Source organism: Aggregicoccus sp. 17bor-14, assembly GCF_009659535.1.
Taxonomy (GTDB): Bacteria; Myxococcota; Myxococcia; order Myxococcales; family Myxococcaceae; genus Aggregicoccus.
On sequence record NZ_VJZZ01000001.1, the window covers coordinates 41605 to 67741 of the forward strand.

A 26137-nucleotide genomic window follows, 5' to 3' on the forward strand; every position below is an offset into this window, starting at 1 on the left:
CATGAAGGCACTGAAGCTCACGGCCGTCACGCTGCTGGCGGCCTCGCTGTTCTCCGCCGCGGCCCTCGCCGCGCAGCCCGCGTTCGTCACTCAGGAGGCCACGGGCGAGGCCGCGATCGTCGCGGGCAACCGCGACAAGGCCAAGCGCGACGCGAAGAACAACGCGCTGCGCGAGGCGGTGGAGCGCGTGGCGGGCGTGATGGTCTCCGCCGACACGCTCTCGGCCAACAGCCAGCTCATCAGCGACCGGGTCTTCGCCAACAGCGCGGGCTACGTGCGCAAGTACGAGGTCCTCAAGGAGGAGGAGGCCAACGGGGTGGTCCGCACCACCGTGCGCGCCGAGGTGGGCACCGCCGAGCTCGACAAGGATCTCCAGTCCGTGCAGGCCCTGGTCAACCGCCTGGGCAACCGCAAGCTGGTCATCGTGCTGCAGGAGCAGTCCGCGGATGCGAACAAGGTCGTAATGAGCAGCGGCGTGATGGCGCAGGTGCTCACGGACGCCTTCAAGGCGGACGGCTGGCGCATCCTCGACCCCGCGTTCGCCGCCGGGAAGCTGGAGCTCGCCTCGGGCGTGTCGCTCGGCACCCCGGACAAGAAGGTGATCCAGGACCTGAACCGCGCGGACTACGTGCTCGCGGGCACGGTGAACTTCCGCCACCAGAGCGTCGCGGACCTGCCAGGCCTGGGCAAGGACGCCTCCATCTACCCCGTCACGGGCGAGTGGGATCTGGCCGTCTTCGCCACCGACTCGGGCACGCAGATCGCGAAGCTCAGCGGCAAGTTCAACAGCACGCCCGCGGACCTGGGCCCCAAGGGCTCCGCGCTCATCTCCTACGAGCGCACCTCCTTCGACATCGCGAAGTACCGGGGCAAGGAGGTCGTCGCCGAGGTGCGCAAGGCCGTGGTCGAGCACCTCAGCCGTGCCGAGCAGAACGGCAATGCGGTGGTGATGACCGTGGTGGGCTTGCCGGACTACGCGGCGGTGCAGGGCTTCAAGCGCGTGCTCGCCGAGTCCGTCACCGGCATGCGGGACGTGAAGCCGGGCAGCTTCGGCTCGGGCAAGGCCCAGTTCGACGTGACCTTCGTGGGCAGCACGGACGAGCTCGCCGAGCAGCTGGGCGGCAAGAGCTTCAAGGGCAAGCGCGTCAGTGTCACCGGCGTGTCCGGCAACACGGTCGAGCTGACCCTGGCGAAGTAGTGGGCGCCTCCCGCACGCTCCCGCTGGCCGCGGCCGCCGCGCTGCTCGGCGCCTGCGCCAGCGCGCCTCCGGGCCCCTCGGCCACGGTGGCCCGGGCGCGCGGCCTGCTGGAGGGCTCGCGCTCGGCGCGCGGCAACGTCGTGCTGCGCTGCACCCCGCGCGAGGCCGAGGTCGTGCTGGACGGCGTGCCGCAGGGGCTGTGCTCGGACTTCGAGGCCGCGAGCGCCGCGCTCACCCTGGGCGAGGGGCTGCACAGCATCGAGGTGCGGCGCGAGGGCTACTGGCCGTACACCACCTACGTCGAGCCCAACGGGGCTCGCACCACGCTGCGCGCGGTCTTGCGCCCCTCGTCGGGGGGGGCGGCGGCCGCGCAGGCGGGGGATGCCAAGTGAGGAAGGCGCACATGCTTCGTCGCTCCATCGGTCCCGCGGTGCTCGCCGCGCTGCTGCTGCCGGCGCTCGCGCTCGCCAGCGTGGGCAAGGTCTCCGTGCTCGAGGGGCACGCCGCGCGCACACCTTCCTCTAGCGCGAAGCAGGCGCTGCAGGTGGGTAGCGAGGTGGAGCTGGGGGACACGCTGGACGTCGCCGCCGCCTCCAACCTCAAGCTCACGCTCAATGACCGCAGCGTGATCATGCTCGGCGAGAACAGCCAGCTGCGCATCGACGAGGCGAGCTTCGAGGGCCAGGAGCGCAAGGGCTTCAGCGCGACCCTGGGCTTCGGGAAGATCTGGTCGCACGTCGAGAAGATGCTCGCCGGCTCCAACGCCAAGTTCGAGGTGCGCACCGAGCGGGCGGTGGCCGGCGTGCGCGGCACCATCTTCCGCGTGGACGCGGTGAAGCTGGTGGGCGCCACCACGCAGCTCGCGCACCGCGCCCACACCGTGGTGCGCGTGGTCGAGGGGCGCGTGGCGGTGGAGGCCCAGGTGAAGAAGGCGCTGAAGGGTGCGACGCCTCCACCCAAGAAGGGTGCGCGCGTGCAGGTGCCCGGGCCCACCGAGATCAGCGCCGAGCAGTGGGAGCGCCGCTTCGTGGAGCTGCAGGCGAACCAGCAGGTGTCCGTCGGCGAGGAGCTCTGGAAGGAGGCGGCCGTGGACCCCGCGTCGAAGAAGGACGCCTTCGCCCGCTTCGTGGACCGCAACGCCGGCACGGGCGCCAAGCGCTAGCAGGCGGGCGGGGCGCTCCCGGCGGAAAACGCCGGGAAGAGGCGGGGCAGGGGACCGTGTTTCCTTGACAGCCGAAGACGCGCCTTGCTATTCCCCGCGCGCCTCACACAGACGGGTCGTTAGCTCAGCGGTAGAGCACTACCTTGACACGGTAGGGGTCAGTGGTTCGATCCCACTACGACCCACCAATACGCAGTCTTCGAGCGGGCGGCAGGTCTTCGGGCCTGCCGCCCGCGTCCTTTTCCGCGTCGTCTTTCGTCCCTGAACGAGGTCCTCCATGTCCGAGCAGATCACGGTGACCCTGCCCGACGGCAGCCAGAAGCAGGCGCCGCGCGGCATCACCATTGCCGACTTCGTGCGCGACCACATCGGCGCGGGGCTCGCCAAGGCGGCGCTCTACGCCAAGGTGAACGGCAACGAGATGGATCTCGCGCGCCCGCTCACCGAGGACGCGCAGCTGCAGATCTTCACCCCCAAGAGCCCCGAGTCCATCGAGCTCATCCGCCACGACGCCGCCCACCTCGTGGCGAGCGCCGTGCAGCGCCTCTTCCCCGGCACCCAGGTCACCATCGGCCCGGCCACCGAGGAGGGCTTCTATTACGACTTCTACCGCGAGCAGCCCTTCACCCCGGAGGACCTCGAGAAGATCGAGGCCGAGGCGAACGCGGAGATCCAGAAGAACATGCCCTTCGTGCGCGAGGAGGTCTCGAAGGACGAGGCCATCGCGCTGTTCACGAAGCTCGGCGAGAAGTTCAAGGTGGAGATCGTCGAGGACATCTTCGCCAAGGGCGCCAAGACGCTCACGCTCTACCGCCACGGCGACTGGGTGGACTTCTGCCTCGGGCCCCACAGCCCCAGCACGGGCAAGGTGGGCGTGATCAAGCTGCTCTCCTCGAGCGGGGCCTACTGGCGCGGCGACCACCGCAACCCGATGCTCCAGCGCATCTACGGGACGGCCTTCTTCGACAAGAAGCAGCTCAACGAGTACCTCACCCGCATGGAGGAGGCGCGCAAGCGCGACCACCGCAAGCTGGGCAAGGAGCTGGACCTCTTCCAGTTCCACCCCTACGCGCCGGGCGCCGCCTTCTGGACCGCCAAGGGCACCACGCTCTACACCACGCTCTCCAGCTGGATGCGCCGCCTCACGGCGGAAGACGGCTACGTGGAGATCAAGACCCCGCTCATGTTCAACAAGGGGCTGTGGGAGACCAGCGGCCACTGGGGCAAGTACAAGGAGAACATGTTCCTCGTGCTGGACAGCGAGTCCGGCGAGCACGACTTCTCGCTCAAGCCGATGAACTGCCCCAGCCACCACCTGTTCTACGGCTTCAAGCGCCACAGCTACCGCGACCTGCCCCTGCGCCTGCACACCCAGGACGTGCTGCACCGCAACGAGGCGGCCGGCTCGCTCGGCGGCCTCACCCGCGTGCGCCAGTTCGCCCAGGACGACGCGCACATCTACTGCGCCGAGAGCCAGATCGCGGACGAGGTGCGCCGCTTCGTGAAGCTGCTGGACCGCGTGTACACGGCCGTGGGCCTCAAGTACGCGGTGAAGCTCTCCACGCGCCCCGCGCAGCGCCTGGGCGATGACTCCCTCTGGGACCGCGCCGAGGGCGGCCTCAAGAGCGCCCTGGAGACGCTGGGGCTCGCCTACGAGCTCAAGCCCGGCGACGGCGCCTTCTACGGCCCCAAGATCGACTTCGAGGTGAGCGACAGCATCGGGCGCAAGTGGCAGCTGGGCACCATCCAGCTGGACTACCTCGCCCCCGAGCGCTTCGACCTCACCTACGTGGGCGAGGACAACGCCGAGCACCGCCCGGTGGTGCTCCACCGCGCCATCTTCGGCTCCTTCGAGCGCTTCATCGCCATCCTCATCGAGCACTTCGCGGGCGCCTTCCCCGCCTGGCTGGCCCCCGTGCAGGCGGTCATCGTCACCGTGGCGGACCGCCAGCTCGACTACGCCCGCTCGGTGCGAGACCAGCTCCGCGCGAAGGGCTTCCGGGTGGACCTGGACGAGCGCGGCATGACCCTGAACGCCAAGATCCGCGAGGCGCAGGTGCAGAAGACCCCGTTCACCCTGGTCATCGGGGACAACGAAGTGGAGGCGGGCGCCGTGGCGCCGCGCCGTTATGGTGGGGAGGACCTCAAGAGCATGAAGCTGGACGCCTTCACGGCCCTGCTCTCCCAGGAGGGGGCGCTGCCCTGACGGCGCTGCCCTGATGTCGGTCCTGTGCTGACGTCTCTTGACTCTCAGTGGTAGAAAAGTATCTTCCCCCCTCTTTTGAAGGGGGTAGTGGCTCAACCCCCCGTTTTCGGAGGACTTTCACATCGCTCGCGACCAAAGAACGAACCGCCGCATCCGCGCCCGCGAGGTCCGCGTCGTAGGTGCGGCCGGCGAGCAGCTCGGCGTCCTGACGCTCGAAGCAGCACTGGCCTTGGCAGGCTCGGAGGGCTTCGACCTCGTCGAGGTCAACCCGATGGCCAAGCCGCCGGTCTGCAAGATCATGGACTACGGCAAGTTCAAGTACGAGGAGAAGAAGAAGGCCTCGGAAGCGAAGAAGAAGCAGGTCGTGGTCCACCTCAAGGAGGTGAAGCTCCGCCCGAAGACGGAGGAGCACGACTACGAGTTCAAGGTCCGCAACGTGAAGCGGTTCCTCGAAGAGGGCAACAAGGCCAAGGTCACGATCATGTTCCGCGGCCGCGAGATCACCCACAAGGAGCTGGGCAGCGCGATCCTCGATGACGTGGTGAAGGACCTCAAGGAGGTCGCCGTCGTCGAGCAGATGCCGCGCATGGAGGGTCGCCAGATGTTCATGATCCTCTCGCCCAACCCCAAGGTGGCGCAGCGCGCCCGCGACCAGGCCCGCCAGCAGGCGGCCGCAGCCGAGGCGGCCGAGGCGGCCGCGAAGAAGGCCAAGGGCACCAAGCCCGGCGACTCCGAGGCGGCCCCCGTGGCGGCCCCGCCGAGCAGCCAGGCGGACGTTCAGGCTGCCCCCCCCGCGGGCGGCTCGAAATAGTAGAACCGGCTGTCGGCTTACGCTGTCGGCCTTTGACGAAGTTGAAGAGGATCAGTCCCCATGCCGAAGATGAAGACGAAGAGCGCCGCGAAGAAGCGGTTCCAGGTGAAGAAGTCCGGGAAGGTGAAGCACGGCAAGGCCTTCGGGAAGCACCTCTTCACCCACGCCAAGACCCCGGCCGGCAAGCGCCGCAACCGTGGCACCGGTCACCTGCGTGACATGGATGCCAAGAAGGTCATCAAGGAGCTGTTCCCCTACGGGGCGAACTAGTCGATCACCTCAATCACGAGGGGCATTTGCCGTGCGGAGCGGCGTGAAGCCGGCGCCGCCGGAGCCCCCCGTCCAGTCGAGCAGTCAGGAGTCAGCACATGCGCGTCAAGAAGGGTTTCAAGGCTCGTCGCCGTCGTAATCGGATTTTGAAGCTGGCCAAGGGTTTCCGCGGCCGCCGGAAGAACTGCTACAAGCGCGCGAACCAGGCCGTCGAGCGCGCGCTCGACTACGCCACGCGCGACCGCGCGGCGCGCAAGCGCAACTTCCGCCGCCTGTGGATCGTCCGCATCAACGCGGCGGCCCGCCTGGTGGGGCTCTCCTACTCGAAGCTGATCGCCGGTCTGACCAAGAACCAGGTCGCCCTGGACCGCAAGGTCCTCGCCGACATGGCCGTGGCGGATCCCGCGGGCTTTGCTGCCGTCGCCAACATCGCGAAGGCGGCCTAGCAGCGACTCAGTAGCTGTGAAGTTCAGGGGCTGCCTGTCGAGGGCGGCCCCTTTTCTTTTTTCCAGAGGACGCGATGCAAGACCGGTTGCAGGCGCTCGCGGCGGCGGCGCGGCGGGACATCTCCGTCGCCTCCGAGCCGGCTGCGGTAGAGGCGCTGAGGGTGCGTTACCTCGGCAAGAAGGGCGAGCTCTCGGGCGTGCTGGGCGGCATGGGGAAGCTGCCGCCCGAGGAGCGGCGCGCGCTCGGCGAGATTGCCAACCAGGTGAAGGCCGAGATCGAGGGGCTGCTCGCGGACGCGGTCGGCCGCGCCGAGGCCGCCGCGCTCGAGGAGCAGCTTCGAGGCCCGCGCCTGGACGTGAGCCTGCCGGGGCGCGGGGTGGCCCCGGGCCGCCGCCACCCGGTGAGCCGCACGCTCGAGGACATCGTGCGCGTGTTCAGCCGGCTCGGCTTCGAGGTGGCGAGCGGGCCGGAGATCGAGCTCGACTTCTTCAACTTCGAGGCGCTCAACCTGCCGAAGGATCACCCTGCGCGCGACATGCAGGACACCTTCTATCTGGACCCAGGCAGCCTCGGGCACAGCAAGCCCCCGGACAGCCCGGTGCTGCTGCGCACGCACACGAGCCCCGTGCAGGTGCGCACCATGCTCAACCGGCAGCCGCCGTTCCGGGTGGTGTGCCCGGGGCGCGTGTACCGGCGCGACTCGGACATCACGCACACCCCCATGTTCCACCAGGTGGAAGGCCTGCTCGTGGACAAGGACGTGAGCTTCGCCGAGCTCAAGGGCACGCTGGACGCGTTCGTGAAGGCCTTCTTCGGCAGCGAGACGAAGATCCGCCTGCGCCCCTCGTTCTTCCCCTTCACCGAGCCCTCGGCCGAGGTGGACATCTCCTGCACCAGCTGCGGCGGCAAGGGCTGCCGCGTGTGCAAGCAGACCGGCTGGCTCGAGGTGCTGGGCGCCGGCATGGTGCACCCCAACGTGTTCCGTGCCTGCGGCTACGATCCCACGCAGGTGACCGGCTTCGCGTTCGGCATGGGCGTGGAGCGCATCGCGATGCTGCGCTACCGCATCGACGACCTGCGGATGATGTTCGAGAACGACGCGCGCTTCCTCGAGCAGTTCTGAGTCCTCCCTCGAACCGCCGCGCCAAGGCGCACCGGAGAACGCACCCGTGAAGATTTCGCAGAAGTGGCTCGCAGACTACGTCCAGCTCCCGGAGAGCACGGACGCGCTCGCCAAGAAGCTCACCGACGCCGGCCTGGAGATCGAGGGCCTGGAGCGCCCCGGTGCCGCGCTCGACGGCGTGCTGGTGGCGCAGATCAAGGAGTCGGTGCAGCACCCCAACGCCGACAAGCTCTCCGTCACCCAGGTGGACATCGGCGGCTCCGCGCTGCTGCAGGTGGTGTGCGGCGCGAAGAACTACAAGGTCGGGGACAAGGTCCCGCTGGCCACCGCCGGGACGAAGCTGCCCAACGGCGTGGAGATCAAGCAGGCGGCGCTGCGCGGGGTGGAGAGCTTCGGCATGCTCTGCTCGGCGAAGGAGCTCGCGCTCTCCGAGGAGAGCAGCGGCCTGCTCATCCTCCCGGCGCAGCTCAAACCCGGCACCCCCATCGCCGAGGCGCTGGGCCTCGACGATGTGGTGCTCGAGGTGAACGTCACCCCGAACCGCCCGGACGCGCTCAGCCACCTGGGCGTGGCGCGCGAGGTGAGCGTGGTGACGGGCGCGCCGCTCAAGCTCCCGCAGCCGAGCTTCAAGGAGGGCGGCAAGCCCACCGCCGAGCAGGTGAAGGTGCGCATCGAGGACGCCGAGCGCTGCCCGCGCTACGCGGCGCGCGTGGTCGAGGGCGTGAAGGTGGGCCCCTCGCCGCAGTGGATGCAGGAGCGGCTCAAGGCCTGCGGCGTGCGCGCGATCAACAACCTGGTGGACGTGACCAACTACGTCCTCCTCGAGTACGGCCAGCCGCTGCACGCCTTCGACCTCGCCAAGGTCGCCGGGCCGGAGATCGTCGTGCGCCGCGCGAAGGCCGGCGAGACGCTCACCACCCTGGACGGCAAGGCGCGCACGCTGGACGCGGACGACCTGCTCATCTGCGACGCGAAGGGCCCCACGGCGCTCGCGGGCGTGATGGGCGGCGGCGACAGCGAGGTGAGCGCCGCCACCACGCGCGTGCTCATCGAGAGCGCGAACTTCCAGGCCTCCGGCGTGCGCCGCACGGCGAAGCGCCACGGACTGCACACCGAGGCGAGCCACCGCTTCGAGCGCGGCGCGGACCTGGACGCGGTGCCTCTCGCGCTCGAGCGCGCGGCCGCACTCATCGCCGAGCTGGGCGGGGGCACCGTCGCCCCGGGCCGGCTGGACGTGTACCCGAAGCCCTCGCCCGCGCGCCGCGTGACGCTGCGCTTCGCGCGCGTGGACGCGCTTTTGGGCACGCCCGTGGCCGAGCAGGAGTGCCGCCGCATCCTCGCCGCCCTCGGCTTCAAGGCCATGGAGGAGGGCAAGGGCCAGGTGACCTACGAGGTGCCGCGCGCGCGCGTGGACGTGGAGCGCGAGGAGGACCTCGTCGAGGAGATCGCCCGCGTCTTCGGCTTCGACCACATCCCGGCAAAGCTGCCGCGCGGGCTCGCCGAGCTCGCGCCCGAGCCCGCGCACTTCGACGCCGAGCGCCGCGTGCGCGCCGCGCTCTCCGGCCACGGCCTGGACGAGGTGGTGAACTACTCCTTCCTCGCGCCGCGCACGCTGCAGGTGCTCGGCGAGGCGCAGCCGCCGGTCGCGCTGGTGAACCCGCTCAGCGTGGAGCAGTCGGTGATGCGCACCACGCTGCTGGGCGGGCTGCTGGAGAACCTCTCGCGCAGCGTGCGCCACCAGGTGGAGCGCGTGGCGCTCTACGAGATGGGCCGCGTGTACTTCCGCGACGCCGCGGGCGGGCAGGGTCAGCGCCCGGCCTCGCACGAGGTGCACCGGGTGGCGGGGCTCGTCTGGGGCCTGCGCGCCGGGCGCACCTGGACGCAGAAGGACGCGCGCATGGACTTTTACGACGCGAAGGGCGCCGTGGAGGCCCTGCTGCAGGCGCTGCGCATCGCCGAAGGCGGGGAGGGGGGCGTCCGCTTCGTCCCCGTGGAGATGCCCGCCTACCACCCGCGCGCCTGCGCCACGGTGCTGCTGCCGGACGCGAGCCCCGCGGGCCTGGTGGGCGAGCTGCACCCGCGCGTGACGAAGGCGCTGGGGCTGCCGGAGGGCGTGTTCGCCTTCGAGCTGGACACGGCGCCGCTCTACAAGGCCGCCCAGCTGGTGCCCGCCTACCACCCGCTGCCGCGCTTCCCCGCGGTGCTGCGCGACCTCGCCGTGGTGGTGCCGCTGGAGCTGCGCAACGAGGAGATCCGCCAGGTCATCCGCGAGGTGGGCGGGCCACTCGTGGAGGACGCGAGCATCTTCGACGTCTACACGGGCAAGCCCATCCCCGAGGGCCGCAAGAACGTGGCCTACGCCATCCGCTACCGCTCGGCCGAGCGCACGCTCACCGACGCGGAGGTCACCGAGGCGCACCAGCGGATCATCGCCGAGGTGAACCAGCGCCTCGGGGCCGCCCTGCGCGCCTGAATTCGTGAGTGAAACCGGAGGGTTGACACTCCTCCGGTTTCACTGTCAATCTCGACGCTCCTCCGTACCTCCAGGGACTCAGGCATGACCAAGGCGGACATCATCGAAGGCGTCTACGAGAAGGTGGGCTTCTCGAAGAAGGAGTCGGCGGAGATCGTCGAGCTCGTCTTCGACACCGTGAAGGAGACGCTCGAGCGCGGGGACAAGATCAAGATCTCCGGCTTCGGCAACTTCCAGGTGCGCCAGAAGAAGGCGCGCGTGGGGCGCAATCCGCAGACGGGCAAGGAGATCGAGATCTCGGCGCGCCGGGTGCTGACCTTCCGGCCGAGCCAGGTGCTCAAGAGCGCCCTCAACGGCGAGGCCCCGCCCGAGAACCACGCGGAGATCGACGCCCAGGAGGACGCCGCCGACCTCGATCCCGAGGGGATGGAGGGTGACGAGGAGTAAATCGATTTCGGGCCGGTTTCTCTCCCTTGACGCGTCACGCGCCGGGAGGCATAAGGGCGGCCCGTTTCGCAGTCGGAAACACGCAGTCAGCCGTATCGGGGCGTAGCGCAGCCTGGTAGCGCACTTGCTTGGGGTGCAAGTGGTCGCAGGTTCAAATCCTGTCGCCCCGACCATCGAGGCCCCCGGAACCGCAAGGTTCCGGGGGCTTCGTCTTTGCGGGCTCAAACGGAAGGCTGGAGCGGGTCCCTCGGCTGCACCGGGGCCGTCACCCGGCGACGCGGCAGCAGCACGCTGAAGGTGGCGCCCTCGCCCGGTGTGCTGGTCACGCGCAGCGTTCCGCCCAGCATCTCGATGCTCTTCCGCGCGAGCCACAGCCCCAGGCCCAGGCCGCCATAGTGGCGCGAGTCCACCGCCCGCTCGAAGCGCTCGAAGATGCGCTCCTGATCGTGCGCCGCGATACCAATCCCCTGGTCGGTGACCTGCAGGCTCACCCAGTCGCTGGAGCCCTCGAGCCGAACCGTGAGCGGGCTGCCTGCGCCGAACTTGATTGCGTTGGAGAGCAGGCTGCACACGATCTGCACGAGGTGGCGGCGATCGCTCTCGCCCGTGAGAGGGCCTCCGTCCTCGAAGCGCAGCTCCGACCCGGCGCGGACCGCGGCCTCGCGGTGATCGTCGAGCTGCTCCTGCACCACCTCACGGAAGTCGAGCGGCTCGATGCGGGCGGGGAGCTGTCCCTGCTCCAGCTGGGAGACGTCCAGCAGCTGCGCGGTCAGCTCCTCGAAGCGCCGCATCGGGCGCAGGGCTGCGGCCGCCAGGCTCAACAGCCGCGCCGGATCCGGCCCGGGCCCCGAGGCCAGGCGCACCAGCTGCTGGAGCTGCATCTTCATGGCGGTGACGGGCGTCTTCATCTCGTGCGCCGCGACCTGGAGGAAGTCCTCGCGCAGGTGCAGCGCCCGCTCGGCGTCCTGGCGCGCCCGGCTCTCCTCCACCAACAGCCTGCTGCGCTCGGCCTCCGCGAGCCTCCGCAGCGTCACGTCTCGGAAGCTCCAGACCCGCCCGACGATCGCCTCGCCCATGCGCTGGGGGCGCGAGAAGCGCTCGAAGACGCGGCCGTCCATGAGCAGCACCTCGTCCTCGCTCTCGAGCTCCGGGTGCGCATAGAGGTACTCCACGCGCGCGGTGAAGGAAGCGGGAGAGGCGAGCTGGTCGCGCACGTAGTCGAGCGCGCGCTGATCGTCGCCGCTCTCCAGGATGTCCCCCGGGATGCGCCACAGCTCCTTGAAGCGGTGGTTGGTGGCAATGATGCGTCCCTCGCGGTCCACCACCAGGAGACCGTCTGCGGTGGACTCCAGCGACGAGTGCAGGAGTGAGAGATAGCGCGCGAGCTCTCCCGTGCGCTCGGCCACCCGCGCCTCGAGCCCCCGCCGCTCGGACTCGAGGTCGCTCTGCAGCTGCAGCCGCTCCTCGAACGCGGCGGCAAAGCCCAGCACCACCGTGGCGAGCACCGCGAGCCGCGCGTGGAGCTCCGTGAAGATCTGCCCGAAGCCGCCCTCGGGGGCCGGGGCGGACAGGGCGCCTCCCACCAGCACCACCGCCCAGAGCGTGTTGCTGAGGGCCGCCCCGCGCGCCCCGAAGCGCAGCGTGGCCCAGAGCATCAGCGGCGCCAGCGGGTAGGCGAGGGGGATGGGGGTGGCTCGCTCCCGGGTGAAGCCCAGGCACATCGCGCCTGCGAGGACGAAGCCCATCGCCGTGAGCGCGATCTCGCGGTGAGACCGGTCCGGACGTCCCGCGGGGCGCTCGCGCAGGGCGAGCACCAGCGGCGCGACCACCAGGCTCCCCGTGCTGTTGGCGACGAACCACAGCCACAGCTCGCGCGGGAAGGCCAGTGCGCCGGAGCCCACGCGCCCGGGCCACCCCGCGGCCTGGGTCGCGAGCGCGGCCATGGCGGGGTACACGATGCCCGCCAAGAGGGCGAAGACGAGCACCCCCTGGACGCTGCGCGGCCAGCGCCGCGTCCCCGTCACCCGGACCACGAGCCATGCACCGGCCAGCGTCGAGAGTGCGCGGGCCGTGCCCGTCAGCAGGGCGAAGGCAAAGTTGGGCGGCGCGGCTCCCGTAGGGCCCGTCGGCATGAGCCCGCTCCACCCCGAGAGGAGCGAGCCGAGCAGGACGCCGGGCCAGCGGCTGTTGCCCCGCACGAGCAGCACTGCGAGCGAGTAGCCCGCGGCGGGCCAGAAGAGGATGACCCGCCTGTCGAGCCGGAGCTTGTCACCCACCCACGCGAGCAGCACGTAGCCGCCTGCAATCGCCAGGTTCTCGGCGAGCGCGGCTGCGCGGGTGCGAGCGTCCCGTGTCGCCCCGGCGGCGTACTGCTGCGTGAGCGTGTGGCTCTGCAGGCGCTCCGCCATCTCGCTCCACCCCTGGCCCAGGCACGTCCAGTGCGTACGATAGGCATGCACCCTGCGGGCATCGACGGCTCCCTGCTGCGCCTCCCACCTGCGGAGCACAGAAGCGCCGGAGCGCCTGCTCACCCATTCCGACGAGGAACGTGGGACCGCCGCATGCCGCTTCGCACCTCGCTGCTAGCGCGTGGCCGCGCGGAGGGGCTGAGCCAACGCCGCATCGCGGAGCGTCGCCGCATCCTGGAGCAGTGCCTTGCGCTCCGCGGCCGACAGCGCCTCGCGCTCACCGGCGTGCAGCTTGCGGCGCGCGGACGCGAGGAGCAGCGAGGTGGGCTCGGAAGGGGCGGGGTGCTGCACGAGGAGCGCGAGATGCACGGCGTGGGCGCGCGGGTCCTCGAGCACGTGGGCCAGCGCATCCTGCACGGGCGCAGGCATTGAGCGCGCCGTGAGCGCCTGCGCACGCGCGAGCACGGCAGGCGCCTCGGTCTCCTCGGGAATGAGGAAGAGGCCGAACCTCGCCGCGAGCCGCCCCAGGGTGGCTCGCGCGGTCCACACGCACAGCGGAATGGAGAGCAGCAACCCTCCGACCACCGGCAGGGCCCAGAGCAAGAGGCGCGTGGAGATGGCGGCCGTGGCGGCTCCGAGCGCGAGCCCCAGCAGCGTGTGCACGCCATGCCGCCGCGCCGCCTCACGCCAGGTGAGCGACGCATCGTCGCGCTGCTGGCTCGACCAGGACACGCGGTAGCCGAGCAGCGTGCCGAGCACGAAGTGGGACTGGAACACCATCATCGCCGGGGCGAGCAACGTCGAGACGAGCGTCTCCAGCACGGCGCTCAGCGCGAGCCTCACCCGTCCGCCCATCTGGCGCGCCTGTGCGGAGTCCGAGAGCGCGAGCAGCAGGCCGAGGAGCCGCGGGACCAGCAGCAGCGCCATCGACACGGCCCACAGCCGCATCGCGGCCTGCGTGTCGAAGGAGGGCCAGACGGGAAAGAGGGTGCGCTGCGCGAGGAAGTAGCTCGGCTCGACGAAGCGGTCGTGCAGCGCGGTCGCCAGGCCCGTGAGCAGCAGCAGCGCCCAGAGAGGCGATGCCGCGTAGGACATCACGCCCATCAGGAAGTGCAGCCGGCTCGACGGGTGGAGATCTGCCGCCATGACCAGCCCGAGGTGCTGCAGGTTTCCCTGGCACCAGCGCCGGTCGCGCTGCGCGTAGGCGAGGAGGTTCGGAGGGGGCTGCTCGTAGCTGCCGCCCAGCTCCGGTACCAGCCACACCGTGTACCCGGCGCGCCGCATGAGGGCGGCCTCGACGAAGTCGTGGCTGAGGATGTGGCCGCCGAAGGGCTCGCGGCCCGGCAGCACTGGCAGCCCGCAGTGCTGCATGAAGGCCTCCACGCGGATGATCGCGTTGTGGCCCCAGTAGTTGCTCTCGCCCAGCTGCCACGCGGCGGCGCCCGCGGCGACGACGGGCCCGTAGAGCCGACCCGCGAACTGCTGCAGCCTCGCGTAGAGCGTCGTGCGCCCCACGCACTGCGGGGGCGCCTGGATGATGCCGACGCGCGGGTTGAGCGCCATCAGCTGCGCCATCTTCACCAGCGTGTCGCCCGCCATGAGGCTGTCGGCGTCCAGCACCACCATGAAGTCGTAGCGCCGGCCCCAGCGCTCGCAGAACTCGGCGAGGTTGCCCGCCTTCTTCGCGCGGTTGTCGAGGCGGCGCCGGTAGAAGATGCGCCCCTGGCCCTCCACGTCCTGGCACAGCTGCGCCCAGGCGAGCTCCTCGGCCACCCAGGCCTCGGCGCTCGTGGAGTCGCTCAGCACGAAGAAGTCGAAGGCCTCGAGCTGTCCCGTCTCACGCAGGGACTCGTAGACGGCCTGCACGTTCGCGAAGACCGCCGCGGCGTCTTCGTTGTGCACCGGCATCACCACTGCGGTGCGGTGGCGCAGCGGCGGATTCCGCTGCGCCGCGTCCGGCCAGAGCAGGCCGGGGACCCGGCTGCTCAGCGTGAGGTGGAGGAAGCCCGCCAGCGCGGACCAGAAGGAGAGGGCGATCCACCCGAAGCAGAGCGCGAACACCGCGACGAGCAGCAGCTCGAGCACCGTGGTGCCCTTCACGCTCATCAGCCGGTACATCTCGCGGGTGCCGAGCACGCAGGTGAGCAGCGCGAGGCCGAGCACCGCCACGCGCCGCAGCCCGGCGGTCTCGGGAGAGAAGGAGTGCGGAGGCATCAGCGGATGACGGACAGGTCAGGCTCGCTCGCGCGCCAGCAGCGGCGCAGCAGCGCCACCAGGGGGTTGAGCACGAGCTGCTGCTCGGGCATCGCGCCCGGGGCCTCGGCGGGCGTGGGAAGGGGGAGCGCGGCGCGCAGCGCACGCAGCTGCGTGCAGGAGAGGGCCGCGGCCGGAGCGAGGAGCACCGCGGCGCCGTGGGCCGGGAGGCCACTCAGGACGAAAGCCGCGCGGCCGCGCGCCAGCACTGCGTCGCTTCCGGCGGCGAGATCCAGGGCCTCGGCGAGCCAGGCCTCCACCTGCCGCTGCGCCTGCGCGAGCGGAGCGGTGCCGGCCGCGCAGGCCACCCCGGCGGCGAGCTGCGCGAGGTCCGCCTCGGACTCGAAGCCGAAGCTGCGAAAGAAGGCGTCCAGCGCGGCGCGGTCGGCCACGTCGGAAGGGGAGGGCTGCGACGTCACGGGGCCCACGGGTAGCTCCAGGTCTCGCTGAGGGTCTGTGGCCCGCTGCGCAGGAAGCAGCGCAGCTCGATGGGCGAATCGGAGCTGGTGTCGGGCACCAGCTCGAAGGTGGCGCGCCAGCCGCCGGTCACGGGGTTGGGCTGCACGCTGGGGCGCAGCACCTGGCCGCGCGAGGCGCTCACCACCGCCTCCAGCTCCTCGCCGCCCGGCGGGGTCGGCGCGGGGGAGAAGTCGATGACGAAGCGGCGCGCGCCGGGGCTCCCCGCGGCGATGCGCGTGGCGACGACGTGCGCGGCCTGCGGCGCCCAGGGGGGCTCGAACCCCCAGTGGATCTTGTACGCGAGCTTCAGCTCTCCGCCCGGCGCGAGCGGCGCCTCGGGAACCCAGGCGGCCACGATGTTGTCGTGCACCTCCTGCGGGGTGGGGATCTCCACCAGCTGCACGCTGCCGCGGCCCCAGTCACCCACGGGCTCCACCCACGCGCTGGGGCGGCGGTCGTAGCGCGCCTCGAGGTCCTCGTAGCTCGTGAAGGCCTCGTCGCGCTGCAGCAGCCCGAAGGCGCGCGGGCTCTGGGCCTGGAAGCTGGAGATGCTCAGGCGCTCGGGGTTCTGCAGCGGGCGCCACAGCTGCTCGCCGGTGCCCATCCAGACGAAGAGGCCATCCGAGTCGTGCACCTCGGGGCGGAAGTCCTCGCTGCTGCCGCGGTCGTTCTCGCCGAAGAGGTACATGCTGGTGAGCGGCGCAATCCCCAGCTGCTTCACCGCGCGGCGCGCGTAGAGCGTGGCCTCGATCTGCGTCACCGTGCGCACGCCAGGGGTGACGACGATACGGTAGGCGCCGGTGAGGCTGGGGCTGTCCAGCAGCGCGTGCACCACCACCTGCTTCGCGCCCGGAGCGGGCTTCTCCACCCACAGCTCGCGGAACGCCGGGAACTCCTCGCCCGAGGGCAGCGCCGTGTCGATGGCGAGCCCGCGCGCGGAGAGCCCGTAGACGTTGCCCTCGCCGAGGGCGCGGAAGTAGCTCGCGCCGAGGAAGGACACCACCTCGTCGAAGTGGTCCGGGCGGTTGAACGGGGCGTTGAGCTTCAGCCCCGCGAAGCCCTCCACGCCCTGCACCGGGCCCGGCTTCACCAGGCTGCCGTAGCGGAAGAAGTCGGGCGAGAAGGGCACGGGCCGCGCGCGGCCGCCCTCGACCTCGTTCACGCGCACGGGCTGCGTGTAGAGGAAGCCGGGGTGGAAGAGCTGCACCTGGAAGTTGCGCTTGCCGTCGCGCCAGAGCGCGCGCTCGTCGCGGAAGCGGATGTCGCGGTACTGGTCGTAGTCGAGCGCCGCGAGGAAGCCCGGCAGCTGCGCGTCCGGAGTGCGGTAGTCACGCTGGGCGAGGGACTTCGCGCGCGCCCGCACCGTCTCGATTCCCCTGAACGGAGCGGCCTCGGCGACCAGCGTCGCGGTCGCCATCTGCGCCGGGCGCGGAGACGTCTGCCCCTGCGCCATGCCGGCTGCGAGCCCCGCGAGGGCACCCGCCCACTTCCACCCCTGCCTCAAGACCGTGCTCCTCCTGGCGGTCCGGCGAACCCGCCGGACCACGCTGCCCGACGCGCGCGCGAGCGCGAAATTCGGAGCAGCCCTGGCAACTGCCGCGCCAGCTCCCGATACCGGGCGGCGCGGCAAGTACCACGTCGGATCGGCGCCGTCGAACCCCCCTCCACCCTCGGGATCAGAACGGGGAAAGGGCCCCCAGCACGCGGTGGGAGCTGTCCCTTTTCTCCACACCGGTGGTCAGTGGGAGGATCCTTACCCACCCGGCCACGCGTGCGGGATCGGGCCTACTTCGCGCGCACCCGCACCGGCACGGGGAGAGGCTCGGCGACGACGCGCGGCACCACGGTGGGCATCAGCTCTCGCAGGTTGCGCACGGGCTCCACGCCCGGCTCCGAGATGCGCAGGGCGAGGAAGGAGGCACCCAGGCGCGCGAAGGCGGACACGAGGAACACCACGTGGAAGTTCACCCACGCGTGGCCGCCGAGGGTGAAGTGCGTGGGCACCCAGCCCGCGAGCCCGCCGCCCAGCGCGGACGCCGCGGCGTAGGCGAGCCCGCCCGCCGTGGCGAAGGCCGCGAGGTACACGGGGCGGCCCTTGCGCGGCGCCACCGCGAGCGGCAGCGCGAAGATGGCGAGGCCGTGCCCACTCCAGAAGAAGCCGTTGAGCAGCACGTCGAGCAGCAGCGGCCACAGTCGCGCCTCGGTGGGCAGCAGCCACAGCGCGGGGATGGTGCTGATGCCCAGCGAGCACAGCAGCACGACGGGCTGCGCGCCCACGCGGTCGATGAGCTTGCCCCACAGGGGCGCGGTGAGGATGCGCACGCAGGCCACGGCGGCCGCCTGCAGCGCCATCATCACGAAGGTCATCCTCAGGTTCTTGAGCATGTGGAACGCGAAGAAGGGCGCGCTCAGCCCCACGCCCACGTTCCACGCCAGCTGGTACACGAGCACCTTGCGCGCCGCGGGATCGCGCGCCGGCAGCAGCGCCAGCTTCAGGTCCATCTTCACGTGGCTCGCGCCCGGCGCAGGGTCGTGCTGGCGGCGCATGATCAGCGTCGTCACCAGCCCCACCGCGCAGGCCACGGCCGAGAGCAGGGGGAGCGCGAAGCCCAGCCCGCCGTCGCGCTTCGCGCCGTCCATGAGGAAGCCGGCGAGCACCGAGGTCACCGTGCCCGCGATGGTGATCATCGCCGTGCGCTTGCCGAAGTAGCGTCCGCGCAGGCTGCTGGGGACCAGCTCGCCCATCCACGACACCCACGCGTTGTTGCCCACCACGCCGAGCACCGCGGACAGCCCCGCCACCCCGATGAGCAGGTGCTGGCGGCCCTGCAGACCCAGCGGCAGCCACGGCACCAGCGCGAGCGGCAGCATCACCTGGCGCGAGAGGCACACCGCCACCAGCGCCACGCGCCGGTGCCCGAACGTGGAGGTGAGCCAGGCGGCCGGGAACTGCACGAACTGCGCGAAGAAGGGCAGGGCGGTCATCAGCCCCACCAGGAAGGGACTGAGCTTCAGCGCCACCGCCCACGCGGTGAGCACCGTCGCCCCCGCACACGCGGTGAACATCTCCGCGACCATCCCCTCGGCCACCGAGGCCCGCAGAGAGCCGCGCAGCGTGCGCACGGGGCGCGCCGAGGGCGCGTCCTCCGGCGGGGCCGCGAGCAGCATCGCGGAGGCCCCGGGGAAGGAGCTTCCGGGGCGCACCCCCGGGACCACGGATGCGAGGGTGGCGATGCTGCGGAGGACGTAGCGGCGGAGGGCGGCGGTGGACACGGGGCCCCCGGCTGTCGCACGCGGCTCGCGTGCGCCTCAAACCCACCCCCAGGGTCTGCGCTCGTCAGGCTGCCCTGCGGGCGTTGCTCCCGGACGCTGCGTGCGGCCGCGCCGCCTGCCCGCCTGCACTCCGGTTTTGGGTGCAGTTCAAGAGGTCTTGAACTATATGAACGGTCAGGAGGCGTACATGGACATCGCGCGGGAGCTGACGGACTTTCTAGGCAGTGTGGAGCAGCGGCTCGGCACCGTCCTGGTCGACGGGGATGCGGGTCCCCAGGTCCGCGGGGACACGCTCATGGAGGCGGCGCGCCACCTGTGCATCGGCACCGGCGGCAAGCGCGCGCGCCCCATGCTCGCCCGCCTCTTCGGCGCGGTGGTGAACGCGCCCGCCGCGCCCCTGGTGGACATCGCGCTGGGCGCCGAGCTCATCCACTCCGCGAGCCTCCTGCACGACGACGTGGTGGACGCGGGCATGTTCCGCCGCGGCCGCCCCACGGTGAACGCGCGCTGGGGCAACATCGTCGCGGTGATGAGCGGCGACCTCATCCTCTCCGTCGCCCTGCGCCGGCTCGCCGCGCTGGACGCGCGCCTCACCCAGAGCGCGCTCGCCGTCATCGAGGAGATGACCCGCGGCGCCATCGCCGAGGTGGAGGCCCGCGGCGACCTGGACCTGCCGCTCGAGCGCCTGCGCTACATCGCCGAGGCCAAGACGGGCTGTCTCTTCGGCTGGTGCGGCCACGCGCCGGCGACGCTGGTGGACCGCCACGACGCGGCGCGCGCCTTCGACAAGTTCGGCCGGCACCTGGGCGTGGCCTTCCAGATCGCGGACGACATCCGGGACGTGACGGGCACGGACGCGGGCAAGCCGCAGTACGCGGACGTGCAGTCGCGCACCCCCTCGCTGCCCATCCTGCTCGCGGTGGCGAAGGACGAGACCCTGCGGCGCAAGATCAAGGACGCGTGGGCCTTCAGCGCGATGACGGCCGAGCGCACGCGGGAGATCGGCAGCGCAGTGCTCGCCACCGGCGCGCTGGACGCCGCCCTGGGCATGATGAACCGCGAGATCGAGGCGGCCCTGGATGCGCTCGGGCCCTACGCGAACGATCCCGCCGGCGCCGAGCTGGTGAGCTGGGCGCACAAGCTCTCGGCGGGCATCGCCGAGCAGGCCCGGAGCGTTGCATGAAGGGCTACCTTTGGACGGGTGCGGGGGGCGCTCGACCGGAGGAAGCCTCCACCGCGGGACACCTCGCCCCGTGGGAAGCCATCGCGGTGGACGCGGTGGGCAACGTCATCGAGTTCTGGGGCTTCAAGCGCAACCAGGGCCGCGTCTGGGCCCTGCTGTACCTGCGCGGCGAGGCCCTCACCGCAGGGGAGATCGAGCGCGAGCTCGGGCTCTCCAAGGGCGGCGTCTCCATGCTGCTGCGCGACCTGGAGCGCTGGGGCGTCATCCAGCGCGTGCGCCTGCCCAGCGACACCGCCTGGCGCTACGGCGCCGAGTCGGACCTCATCCGCATGGTCATCCGCGTCATCGAGGAGCGCGAGGCGGGCTTCATCTCCCGCATCCGCGCGGACCTCGGTGAGGCGCGAAGGCTCGCGACCGAGGCGGGCGGCGTCCCGCGCGAGGCCTTCGGGCGGCTGGAGAAGATGGCCCTGCTCGCCGAGCACACCGAGCGCGCGCTGAAGGTGTTCATCAAGACCGCGCGCCTCGACGTGGGCGGCATGTTCGGCGTGTTTCGCGCCGAGGGCAGTGCCTCCGCGCGCCGCGGCGCGCTCAAGGAGCCCGCCGCGCGCGGGCACAAGGGGCCAGGGGCCCGGGAGCTCTGATGGACTCGCACTACGATCAGGTGATGAAGGCCCGCGAGGGCGCCTCGGCGCAGGGCATGCGCCTGTACTTCGCGTACTCCACCGTGCTGGACCGCGCGGCCTTCCTCGAGTGGAGGGATCAGCACAGCTACGGCTTCTTCGACCTTCCCGAGGGGAAGCTCGCAGAGGCGGTGGACCTCGACCTCGTCTACGACTTCCCCTCGCGCTGGTGGGGCGGGCGCGTGGCCGGGCTCACGGATGTGCCGGGCAAGAGCGTGTTCGGGCGGGTGTTCGAGATCTCCGCCAAGGACTGGCCCATCATCCAGCACAAGGAGGGGGCCGTGACCGGCATGTGCATCGAGCGCGAGGTGCGCGTGCGCGTGGACGGCAAGGAACTCACCGCGACCGCGTTCACGACGCAGCCGCGGCGGGCCACGCTCGACGGTCCGATCAGCCCTCGCTTCGTGCAGGCGCTCGTGCGCGGGGCGGAGAGTGCGGGGCTGCCCGCGGCGTACATCGAGCGGCTGAAGCGCGGCGAGGGGTAATCCCTCACCCCGACCCTCTGCCAGAGGGAGAGGGGACCGCCTCGCCCGCCTGCTTCAGCCTGGCGTGAAGTAGAGGACGGAGAGCGGGGGCAGGGTGATCTCTGCCGACGCCTCCTGCCCGTCCCACGCTCGGGCCTCGGTGTGCACCTGGCCCATGTTGCCCATGCCGCTTCCGCCGTAGAGCTCCGCGTCCGAGTTGAGCAGCTCCACGTACGTGCCCACGCGCGGGAAGCCCACGCGGTAGCGCTCTCGCGGAACGGGAGCCAGGTTCGCCACGCACACCACGTGGCGCCCCGGCGTACGCGAGCGGCGGACGAAGGCGAGCACGTTCACGTCCGCCGCGTCCGGCTGTAGCCACTGGAAGCCCACCGGCTCACCGTCCGCGTCGTGCAGCGCGGGCATCGCCTGGTACACGCGGTTCAGGTCGCGCACCAGGTTCATGATGCCGCGGTGGCCAGGGTCGTCCGTGAGGTGCCAGTCGAGGCTGCGGTCGTGGTTCCACTCCGCCGGCTGCCCGAACTCGCCGCCCATGAAGAGCAGCTTCTTGCCCGGGTGCGCCCACATCCACGCGAAGAGCGAGCGCAGGTTCGCGCGCTTCTGCCAGGGGTCCCCCGGCATCTTCCCGTACAGCGAGCCCTTGCCGTGCACCACCTCGTCGTGGCTCAGCGGCAGCATGAACTGCTCGCTGAACGCGTAGAGGAGGCCGAAGGTGAGCTGGCCGTGGTGGTGCTTCCGGTAGATGGGCTCCTTGTGGAAGTACGTGAGCGTGTCGTGCATCCAGCCCATGTTCCACTTGAAGTGGAAGCCGAGGCCGCCCTCGCTCACCGGCGCGCTCACCTTGGGCCAGGCCGTGGACTCCTCTGCGATGACCACCACGCCCGGGTGCGTGCGGCGCACGGTGTCGTTGAGCTCGCGCAGGAAGGCGATGGCCTCCTCGTTCTCGCGCCCACCCCAGCGGTTGGGCACCCACTCGCCCGCGCGCCGGCTGTAGTCGAGGTAGAGCATCGAGGCCACCGCGTCCACGCGCAGGCCGTCCACGTGGTACTCGTCCAGCCAGAACAGGGCGTTGGCGATGAGGAAGTTGCGCACCTCGTTGCGGCCGAAGTTGAAGACCAGCGTGCCCCAGTCGGGCTGCGAGCCCTGGCGCGGGTCCGCGTGCTCGTAGAGCGCCGTGCCGTCGAACTGCCCGAGCGCGTGCGCATCGCGCGGGAAGTGGCCCGGCACCCAGTCCACGATCACCCCGATGCCGTTGGCGTGCAGGTGGTCGATGAGGAAGCGCAGGTCGTCCGGGTGCCCGAAGCGGGCGCTCGGCGCGTAGTAGTTGCCCACCTGGTAGCCCCAGGAGCCGCCGAAGGGGTGCTCCGAGAGCGGTAGGAACTCCACGTGCGTGAAGCCCATGTACTTCACGTACTCGGCGAGCGCGGGGGCGAGCTCGCGGTAGGTCATGGGCCTGTCGCCGTCCTCCACCACGCGGCGCCAGCTGCCGAGGTGCACCTCGTACACGCTCCACGCCTTGTGGGTGGGGTTGCCCTCGTTGCGCTTCTGCAGCCACGCGTCGTCCGTCCACGCGAAGCGCCGCAGGTCGTGCACCACCGAGGCCGTCTGCGGCGGCACCTCGGTGCGGAACGCGAAGGGGTCGCTCTTCAGGATGCGGCTGCCGCCCTGACCCGGGCGGATCTCGAACTTGTAGCGCGCGCCCTCGCCGACCTCGGGGATGAACAGCTCCCAGATGCCCGAGGCGCCCATGCGCCGCATCGCGTGCAGCCGGCCGTCCCAGCCGTTGAAGTCGCCGACGACGGACACGCCCGCGGCCGTGGGGGCCCACACCGCGAAGGACACGCCGCCCACGCCGTGGTGGTGCGTGAGGTGCGCGCCCATCCGCTCCCAGAGCCGCTCGTGGCGGCCCTCGCCTGCGAAGTACAGGTCCATCTCGCCGAGCGTGGGCAGGAAGCTGTAGGGGTCCTTGAGGGTGAAGACGCGCTTGCCCGGGTACTCGACCTCGAGCGAGTAGTCGAAGGTGCCCTCGCGGTTGTTCAGGCGCGCCTCGAACACGCCGCCCAGCCGGTGCTGCATGGGGATGCGGCCTCCGAAGGAGGGCAGCACGTGGATGCTCACCGCGTCCGGGCGGAAGGCGCGCACCACCACGCCGCTGCCGTCCGGGTGGATGCCCAGGACGTGGTGCGGCTCGGAGTGGCGCAGCTCCACCAGACGCTGAAGCTCGGCGTCCACGTGGGCGCGATCGCTCGGGGACCTCACTTGGGCACCTCCATTCGCAGCAGGGCGCGCACGGGGATGCGCACCCAGTCAGGGCGGTTCTGCAGCTCGTAGCGCACTTCGTACAGCAGCTTCTCCAGCTCGAACGCCGCGAGCCGGGTCATGAAGTCCTCGTCCCGCTCGGGCAGGAACTTCGCCCCGCGGGTCGCCTTGCGGTAGCCCTCGAGGAAGGCCTGGCGCGCCGGCGTCACGCGGTCCGCGGGCTCTCCGCCCTGCAGCTCCACCGAGGCGGCCGCGTAATCGAAGGAGCGCAGCATGCCGGCCACGTCCTTCAGCGGTGAGTACTTCTCGCGTCGCTGGGCGAAGGAGCGGCTGGGCTCGCCCTCGAAGTCGAAGATGAGCCACTCGCCCTTGCTGCGCAGCGTCTGGCCCAGGTGCAGGTCGCCGTGCACGCGGATCTTCTGGCCGCCGGGCCGCGTGCGCGCGAGCCCCTTGGCCACCTCCACCAGCGCATCGCGCTTCTTCTCGAGCTCGGGGAACTGCTTCGAGGCGTCCGCCAGCGTCACGCCCAGCTCGCCGATGATGGAGGCGCTCCAGCGGTCCAGGTCCTCGTGGTGGATCTCCTCGGGCGCAAAGGCGGGGTCGTTCGGGTCCGAGGCCAGCGCCGAGTGCAGCTCACCCAGGCGCGTGCCCAGGTCGCGCATCTCCGCGAGGAAGGCGGCAGGGGGCGCGCCGTGGCGCTTGAACACGTCCAGCGTGTACTTCCAGCCGTCCTCCGCGTTGGGGACGAACTGGTGCACCACGCTGAGGGTGGCGCCCGCGGGCCCGTCCAGCTGCAGCGCGCCGATGAGGGTGGGCGTCGCGCGGAACTTCGTCTTCGTCGCGAGGAAGCGGCCCACCTCGTACTCGGGGTTGATGCCCGCCTCCAGCTTGCGCAGCACCTTGAGGATGACGCGCTCGGCGAACACCACGCTGGTGTTGCTCTGCTCCACGTTGAGCCGGCGCACGGTGATGGGGTCCGGCAGCGGGGGCAGGGCGTCGGGGAAGGCGAGCCACTCGCCCACGATGCGGCCGGAGCCGGAGGGCAGGGTGCGCTGGTCGCGGACGATCTGGAAGAGGGCGCGCAGGCAGTCGTCGTCCTCGAGCGCGTCCTTCACCTCGTCGGTGTCCGCGCCCGCGGGCTCCACCGGCAGCTGGTAACGCTCGGGGTGCCCCAGCTCGTAGAGCACCTCCACGATGGCGATGAGGAAGGCGCGCCCGGGGATGTCCACGCTGGCGTGGTCCACCACCGAGACGCTCTTGATGGGCCAGGCCTTCCCGCCGAACCAGCGCTGCTGGCGCAGGTACTCCGGGACCTTGGTCAGGTTCACCGCCGTCACTTTCCACCCCTTCCGGGAGCCGCCTTCTCCAGGCGGAACCACAGGAACATGTAGGGCCCCAACGTGAGCTGGTAGGGACCGCCTCCAATCCTCGGGAACGCCGTGTCTCCGATGAGCTCCACTGGCGTGTAGCCCTCCCACTCGCGCAGATCCAGCACGCAGGGCTGCGCGAAGCGGCTCAAGTTGCAAACCACCAACACGGACTGGCCCTCGTGCTCGCGCACGAAGGCGAGCGTCTTGAGGTTGTCCGCGTTGATGAAGCGCAGCTTCCCGTACGCGAACACCGGGTAGCGCTGGCGCACCCGGAGCATGCGCTTCACCCAGTTGAGCAGCGAGGAGCGGCTGCGCTCCTGCTGCTCCACGTTGAGCGCCTGGTAGCCGAAGACGGGATCCTGGATGACGGGGGCGAAGAGGCGCGCCCCGTCCGCGCGGCTGAAGCCCGCGTTGCGGTCTCCCGTCCACTGCATGGGGGTGCGCACGCCGTTGCGATCGCCCAGGTAGATGTTGTCCCCCATGCCGATCTCGTCCCCGTAGTAGAGGACGGGGGTGCCGGGCAGCGTGAAGAGCAGGCTGTGCATCAGCTCGATGCGCCTGCGGCCGTTGTCCATGAGCGGCGCGAGCCGGCGGCGGATGCCCACGTTGATGCGCATGCGCGGGTCCATCGCGTACTCGCGGTACATGTAGTCGCGGTCCTCGTCGGTGACCATCTCCAGGGTCAGCTCGTCGTGGTTGCGCAGGAAGATCGCCCACTGGCAGTTGGGGGGGATCTCGGGCGTCTGCTGCATGATTTCCACGATGGGCGTGCGCTCCTCGCGGCGCACCGCCATGAAGAGGCGGGGCATCACCGGGAAGTGGAAGCCCATGTGGAACTCGTCGCCGTCACCGAAGTAGACGCGCACGTCCGCGGGCCACTGGTTCGCCTCGGCAAGCAGCAGGCGGCCCGGGTACTCCTTGTCGATCTTCGCGCGCAGCTTCTTGAGGAAGGCGTGCGTCTCCGGGAGGTTCTCGCAGTTGGTGCCCTCGCGCTCGAAGAGGTAGGGGACGGCGTCGCAGCGGAAGCCGTCCACGCCCATCTCCAGCCAGAAGCGCATCACGTCCAGCATGGCCTCCTGGACGGCCGGGTTGTCGTAGTTGAGGTCCGGCTGGTGGCTGAAGAAGCGGTGCCAGAAGTACTGCTTCGCCACCGGATCCCAGGTCCAGTTCGAGCGCTCGGTGTCGGTGAAGATGATGCGCGCGGCCTTGTACTTCTCGTCGGTGTCGCTCCAGACGTAGAAGTCGCGCTTGGGGCTGTTCGGGTCGCGGCGCGCCTCCTGGAACCAGGGGTGCTGGTCGCTGGTGTGGTTCACCACCAGCTCGGTGATGATGCGGATGTTGCGCTTGTGCGCCGCGTCCACGAGCCGCCGGAAGTCGTCGATGGTGCCGTAGTCCGGGTGGACGCCGTAGTAGTCCGCGATGTCGTAGCCGTCATCGCGCAAGGGGGAAGGGTAGTGCGGCAGCAGCCAGAGGCAGTCCACCCCCAGGTCTTCCAGGTAGGGCAGCTTCTCGATGAGGCCGGGGATGTCGCCGTGGCCGTCCGCGTTAGAGTCGTGGAAGGCGCGGATGTGCAGCTCGTAGATGACCGACTTCTTGAACCAAAGTGGATCCGTCAGGTCCATACGCTGGGGTG

General features: G+C 70.7%; 20 protein-coding genes, 2 tRNA genes and 1 pseudogene. 15 read left to right on the forward strand and 8 right to left on the reverse strand.

Annotated elements, in window-relative coordinates; translation table 11 throughout:
* Window position 1 precedes the first annotated feature (1 nt).
* From FGE12_RS00155 to FGE12_RS00210, 12 genes and pseudogenes are all read left to right on the forward strand, one after another.
* Window positions 2–1198, forward strand: coding sequence for a flagellar assembly protein T N-terminal domain-containing protein (locus tag FGE12_RS00155; protein WP_153864202.1), 1197 nt, complete (start codon window positions 2–4; stop codon window positions 1196–1198).
* A complete protein-coding gene (locus tag FGE12_RS00160) occupies window positions 1198–1590 on the forward strand; it encodes a PEGA domain-containing protein (protein WP_370458827.1) in 393 nt (130 codons plus the stop codon). Before FGE12_RS00155 ends, FGE12_RS00160 begins: the two co-directional genes overlap by 1 nt.
* Before the next feature lie 11 nt (window positions 1591–1601).
* Complete coding sequence (locus tag FGE12_RS00165) at window positions 1602–2360, forward strand: FecR domain-containing protein (protein WP_153864203.1); 759 nt, start codon at window positions 1602–1604, stop codon at window positions 2358–2360.
* A gap of 113 nt (window positions 2361–2473) precedes the next feature.
* Window positions 2474–2548: transfer RNA gene (locus FGE12_RS00170), tRNA-Val, on the forward strand.
* A gap of 89 nt (window positions 2549–2637) precedes the next feature.
* Window positions 2638–4566, forward strand: a complete 1929-nt coding sequence (gene thrS, locus FGE12_RS00175; protein WP_153864204.1) for a threonine--tRNA ligase — start codon at window positions 2638–2640, stop codon at window positions 4564–4566.
* 121 nt (window positions 4567–4687) lie between these two features.
* Window positions 4688–5377: a translation initiation factor IF-3 gene (gene infC / locus FGE12_RS00180; protein WP_194797547.1), complete on the forward strand. Its 690-nt coding sequence runs from the start codon at window positions 4688–4690 to the stop codon at window positions 5375–5377.
* A gap of 60 nt (window positions 5378–5437) precedes the next feature.
* A complete protein-coding gene (gene rpmI / locus FGE12_RS00185; RefSeq protein WP_153864205.1) occupies window positions 5438–5647 on the forward strand; it encodes a 50S ribosomal protein L35 in 210 nt (69 codons plus the stop codon).
* Window positions 5648–5745: 98 nt separating this feature from the next.
* Complete coding sequence (gene rplT / locus FGE12_RS00190) at window positions 5746–6093, forward strand: 50S ribosomal protein L20 (protein WP_153864206.1); 348 nt, start codon at window positions 5746–5748, stop codon at window positions 6091–6093.
* Between the two features lie 74 nt (window positions 6094–6167).
* Window positions 6168–7217: a phenylalanine--tRNA ligase subunit alpha gene (pheS, locus tag FGE12_RS00195; RefSeq protein WP_153864207.1), complete on the forward strand. Its 1050-nt coding sequence runs from the start codon at window positions 6168–6170 to the stop codon at window positions 7215–7217.
* 46 nt (window positions 7218–7263) lie between these two features.
* Window positions 7264–9690 (forward strand): phenylalanine--tRNA ligase subunit beta, encoded by a 2427-nt coding sequence (gene pheT / locus FGE12_RS00200; RefSeq protein WP_194797410.1) that lies wholly within the window; start codon window positions 7264–7266, stop codon window positions 9688–9690.
* Between the two features lie 84 nt (window positions 9691–9774).
* Window positions 9775–10053: pseudogene (locus tag FGE12_RS00205) on the forward strand (integration host factor subunit alpha); the annotation flags it as partial.
* A 180-nt stretch (window positions 10054–10233) separates the two neighbouring features.
* Window positions 10234–10310 (forward strand) — tRNA-Pro (locus FGE12_RS00210).
* A gap of 48 nt (window positions 10311–10358) precedes the next feature.
* Here the strand turns inward: FGE12_RS00210 and FGE12_RS00215 are convergent.
* The 5 genes from FGE12_RS00215 to FGE12_RS00235 all read right to left on the reverse strand — a co-directional run bounded on the left by FGE12_RS00215 (window position 10359) and on the right by FGE12_RS00235 (window position 18530).
* The gene (locus FGE12_RS00215) at window positions 10359–12545 is read right to left on the reverse strand and encodes an ATP-binding protein (RefSeq protein WP_153864209.1); all 2187 of its coding nucleotides are present in this window, start codon (window positions 12543–12545) and stop codon (window positions 10359–10361) included.
* A gap of 174 nt (window positions 12546–12719) precedes the next feature.
* The gene (gene mdoH, locus FGE12_RS00220) at window positions 12720–14759 is read right to left on the reverse strand and encodes a glucans biosynthesis glucosyltransferase MdoH (RefSeq protein ID WP_153864210.1); all 2040 of its coding nucleotides are present in this window, start codon (window positions 14757–14759) and stop codon (window positions 12720–12722) included.
* Window positions 14759–15226, reverse strand: coding sequence for a hypothetical protein (locus FGE12_RS00225; protein WP_194797411.1), 468 nt, complete (start codon window positions 15224–15226; stop codon window positions 14759–14761). Before FGE12_RS00225 ends, mdoH begins: the two co-directional genes overlap by 1 nt.
* Window positions 15214–16761, reverse strand: coding sequence for a glucan biosynthesis protein (locus FGE12_RS00230; RefSeq protein WP_370458828.1), 1548 nt, complete (start codon window positions 16759–16761; stop codon window positions 15214–15216). The genes FGE12_RS00225 and FGE12_RS00230 overlap by 13 nt, the downstream gene beginning before the upstream one ends.
* Before the next feature lie 281 nt (window positions 16762–17042).
* On the reverse strand, window positions 17043–18530 hold the full coding sequence (locus FGE12_RS00235; RefSeq protein WP_194797412.1) for an MFS transporter: 1488 nt from the start codon (window positions 18528–18530) through the stop codon (window positions 17043–17045).
* A gap of 187 nt (window positions 18531–18717) precedes the next feature.
* Here FGE12_RS00235 and FGE12_RS00240 point away from each other — a divergent pair, with 187 nt between their 5' ends.
* Genes FGE12_RS00240 through FGE12_RS00250 form a run of 3 tightly spaced genes read left to right on the forward strand, consistent with a single transcriptional unit; the run spans window position 18718 to window position 20878 of the window.
* The gene (locus FGE12_RS00240) at window positions 18718–19713 is read left to right on the forward strand and encodes a polyprenyl synthetase family protein (protein WP_153864772.1); all 996 of its coding nucleotides are present in this window, start codon (window positions 18718–18720) and stop codon (window positions 19711–19713) included.
* Window positions 19710–20354: a GbsR/MarR family transcriptional regulator gene (locus FGE12_RS00245; protein WP_153864212.1), complete on the forward strand. Its 645-nt coding sequence runs from the start codon at window positions 19710–19712 to the stop codon at window positions 20352–20354. The genes FGE12_RS00240 and FGE12_RS00245 overlap by 4 nt, the downstream gene beginning before the upstream one ends.
* The gene (locus FGE12_RS00250) at window positions 20354–20878 is read left to right on the forward strand and encodes a gamma-glutamylcyclotransferase (RefSeq protein WP_153864213.1); all 525 of its coding nucleotides are present in this window, start codon (window positions 20354–20356) and stop codon (window positions 20876–20878) included. Before FGE12_RS00245 ends, FGE12_RS00250 begins: the two co-directional genes overlap by 1 nt.
* 54 nt (window positions 20879–20932) lie before the next feature.
* Here FGE12_RS00250 and glgB read toward each other — a convergent pair whose 3' ends face one another.
* Genes glgB through treS form a run of 3 tightly spaced genes read right to left on the reverse strand, consistent with a single transcriptional unit; the run spans window position 20933 to window position 26126 of the window.
* Complete coding sequence (glgB, locus tag FGE12_RS00255; RefSeq protein ID WP_194797413.1) at window positions 20933–23134, reverse strand: 1,4-alpha-glucan branching protein GlgB; 2202 nt, start codon at window positions 23132–23134, stop codon at window positions 20933–20935.
* Window positions 23131–24462 carry a sugar phosphotransferase gene (locus FGE12_RS00260; RefSeq protein ID WP_370458829.1) on the reverse strand — a complete coding sequence of 444 codons (1332 nt, stop codon included), beginning with the start codon at window positions 24460–24462 and terminating at the stop codon, window positions 23131–23133. Before FGE12_RS00260 ends, glgB begins: the two co-directional genes overlap by 4 nt.
* Window positions 24463–24467: 5 nt before the next feature.
* Window positions 24468–26126, reverse strand: coding sequence for a maltose alpha-D-glucosyltransferase (gene treS / locus FGE12_RS00265; protein WP_153864215.1), 1659 nt, complete (start codon window positions 26124–26126; stop codon window positions 24468–24470).
* Window positions 26127–26137: the final 11 nt, after the last annotated feature.

Coding starts and splice junctions, on each gene's coding strand:
- thrS (WP_153864204.1), top strand. CDS start 2,638: ATGTCCGAGCAGATCACGGTGACCCTGCCCGACGGCAGCCAGAAGCAG.
- pheS (WP_153864207.1), top strand. CDS start 6,168: ATGCAAGACCGGTTGCAGGCGCTCGCGGCGGCGGCGCGGCGGGACATC.
- mdoH (WP_153864210.1), bottom strand. CDS start 14,759: ATGCCTCCGCACTCCTTCTCTCCCGAGACCGCCGGGCTGCGGCGCGTG.
- FGE12_RS00250 (WP_153864213.1), top strand. CDS start 20,354: ATGGACTCGCACTACGATCAGGTGATGAAGGCCCGCGAGGGCGCCTCG.
- rpmI (WP_153864205.1), top strand. CDS start 5,438: ATGCCGAAGATGAAGACGAAGAGCGCCGCGAAGAAGCGGTTCCAGGTG.
- FGE12_RS00240 (WP_153864772.1), top strand. CDS start 18,718: ATGGACATCGCGCGGGAGCTGACGGACTTTCTAGGCAGTGTGGAGCAG.
- FGE12_RS00215 (WP_153864209.1), bottom strand. CDS start 12,545: ATGGCGGAGCGCCTGCAGAGCCACACGCTCACGCAGCAGTACGCCGCC.
- treS (WP_153864215.1), bottom strand. CDS start 26,126: ATGGACCTGACGGATCCACTTTGGTTCAAGAAGTCGGTCATCTACGAG.
- FGE12_RS00245 (WP_153864212.1), top strand. CDS start 19,710: ATGAAGGGCTACCTTTGGACGGGTGCGGGGGGCGCTCGACCGGAGGAA.
- rplT (WP_153864206.1), top strand. CDS start 5,746: ATGCGCGTCAAGAAGGGTTTCAAGGCTCGTCGCCGTCGTAATCGGATT.
- FGE12_RS00165 (WP_153864203.1), top strand. CDS start 1,602: ATGCTTCGTCGCTCCATCGGTCCCGCGGTGCTCGCCGCGCTGCTGCTG.
- FGE12_RS00155 (WP_153864202.1), top strand. CDS start 2: ATGAAGGCACTGAAGCTCACGGCCGTCACGCTGCTGGCGGCCTCGCTG.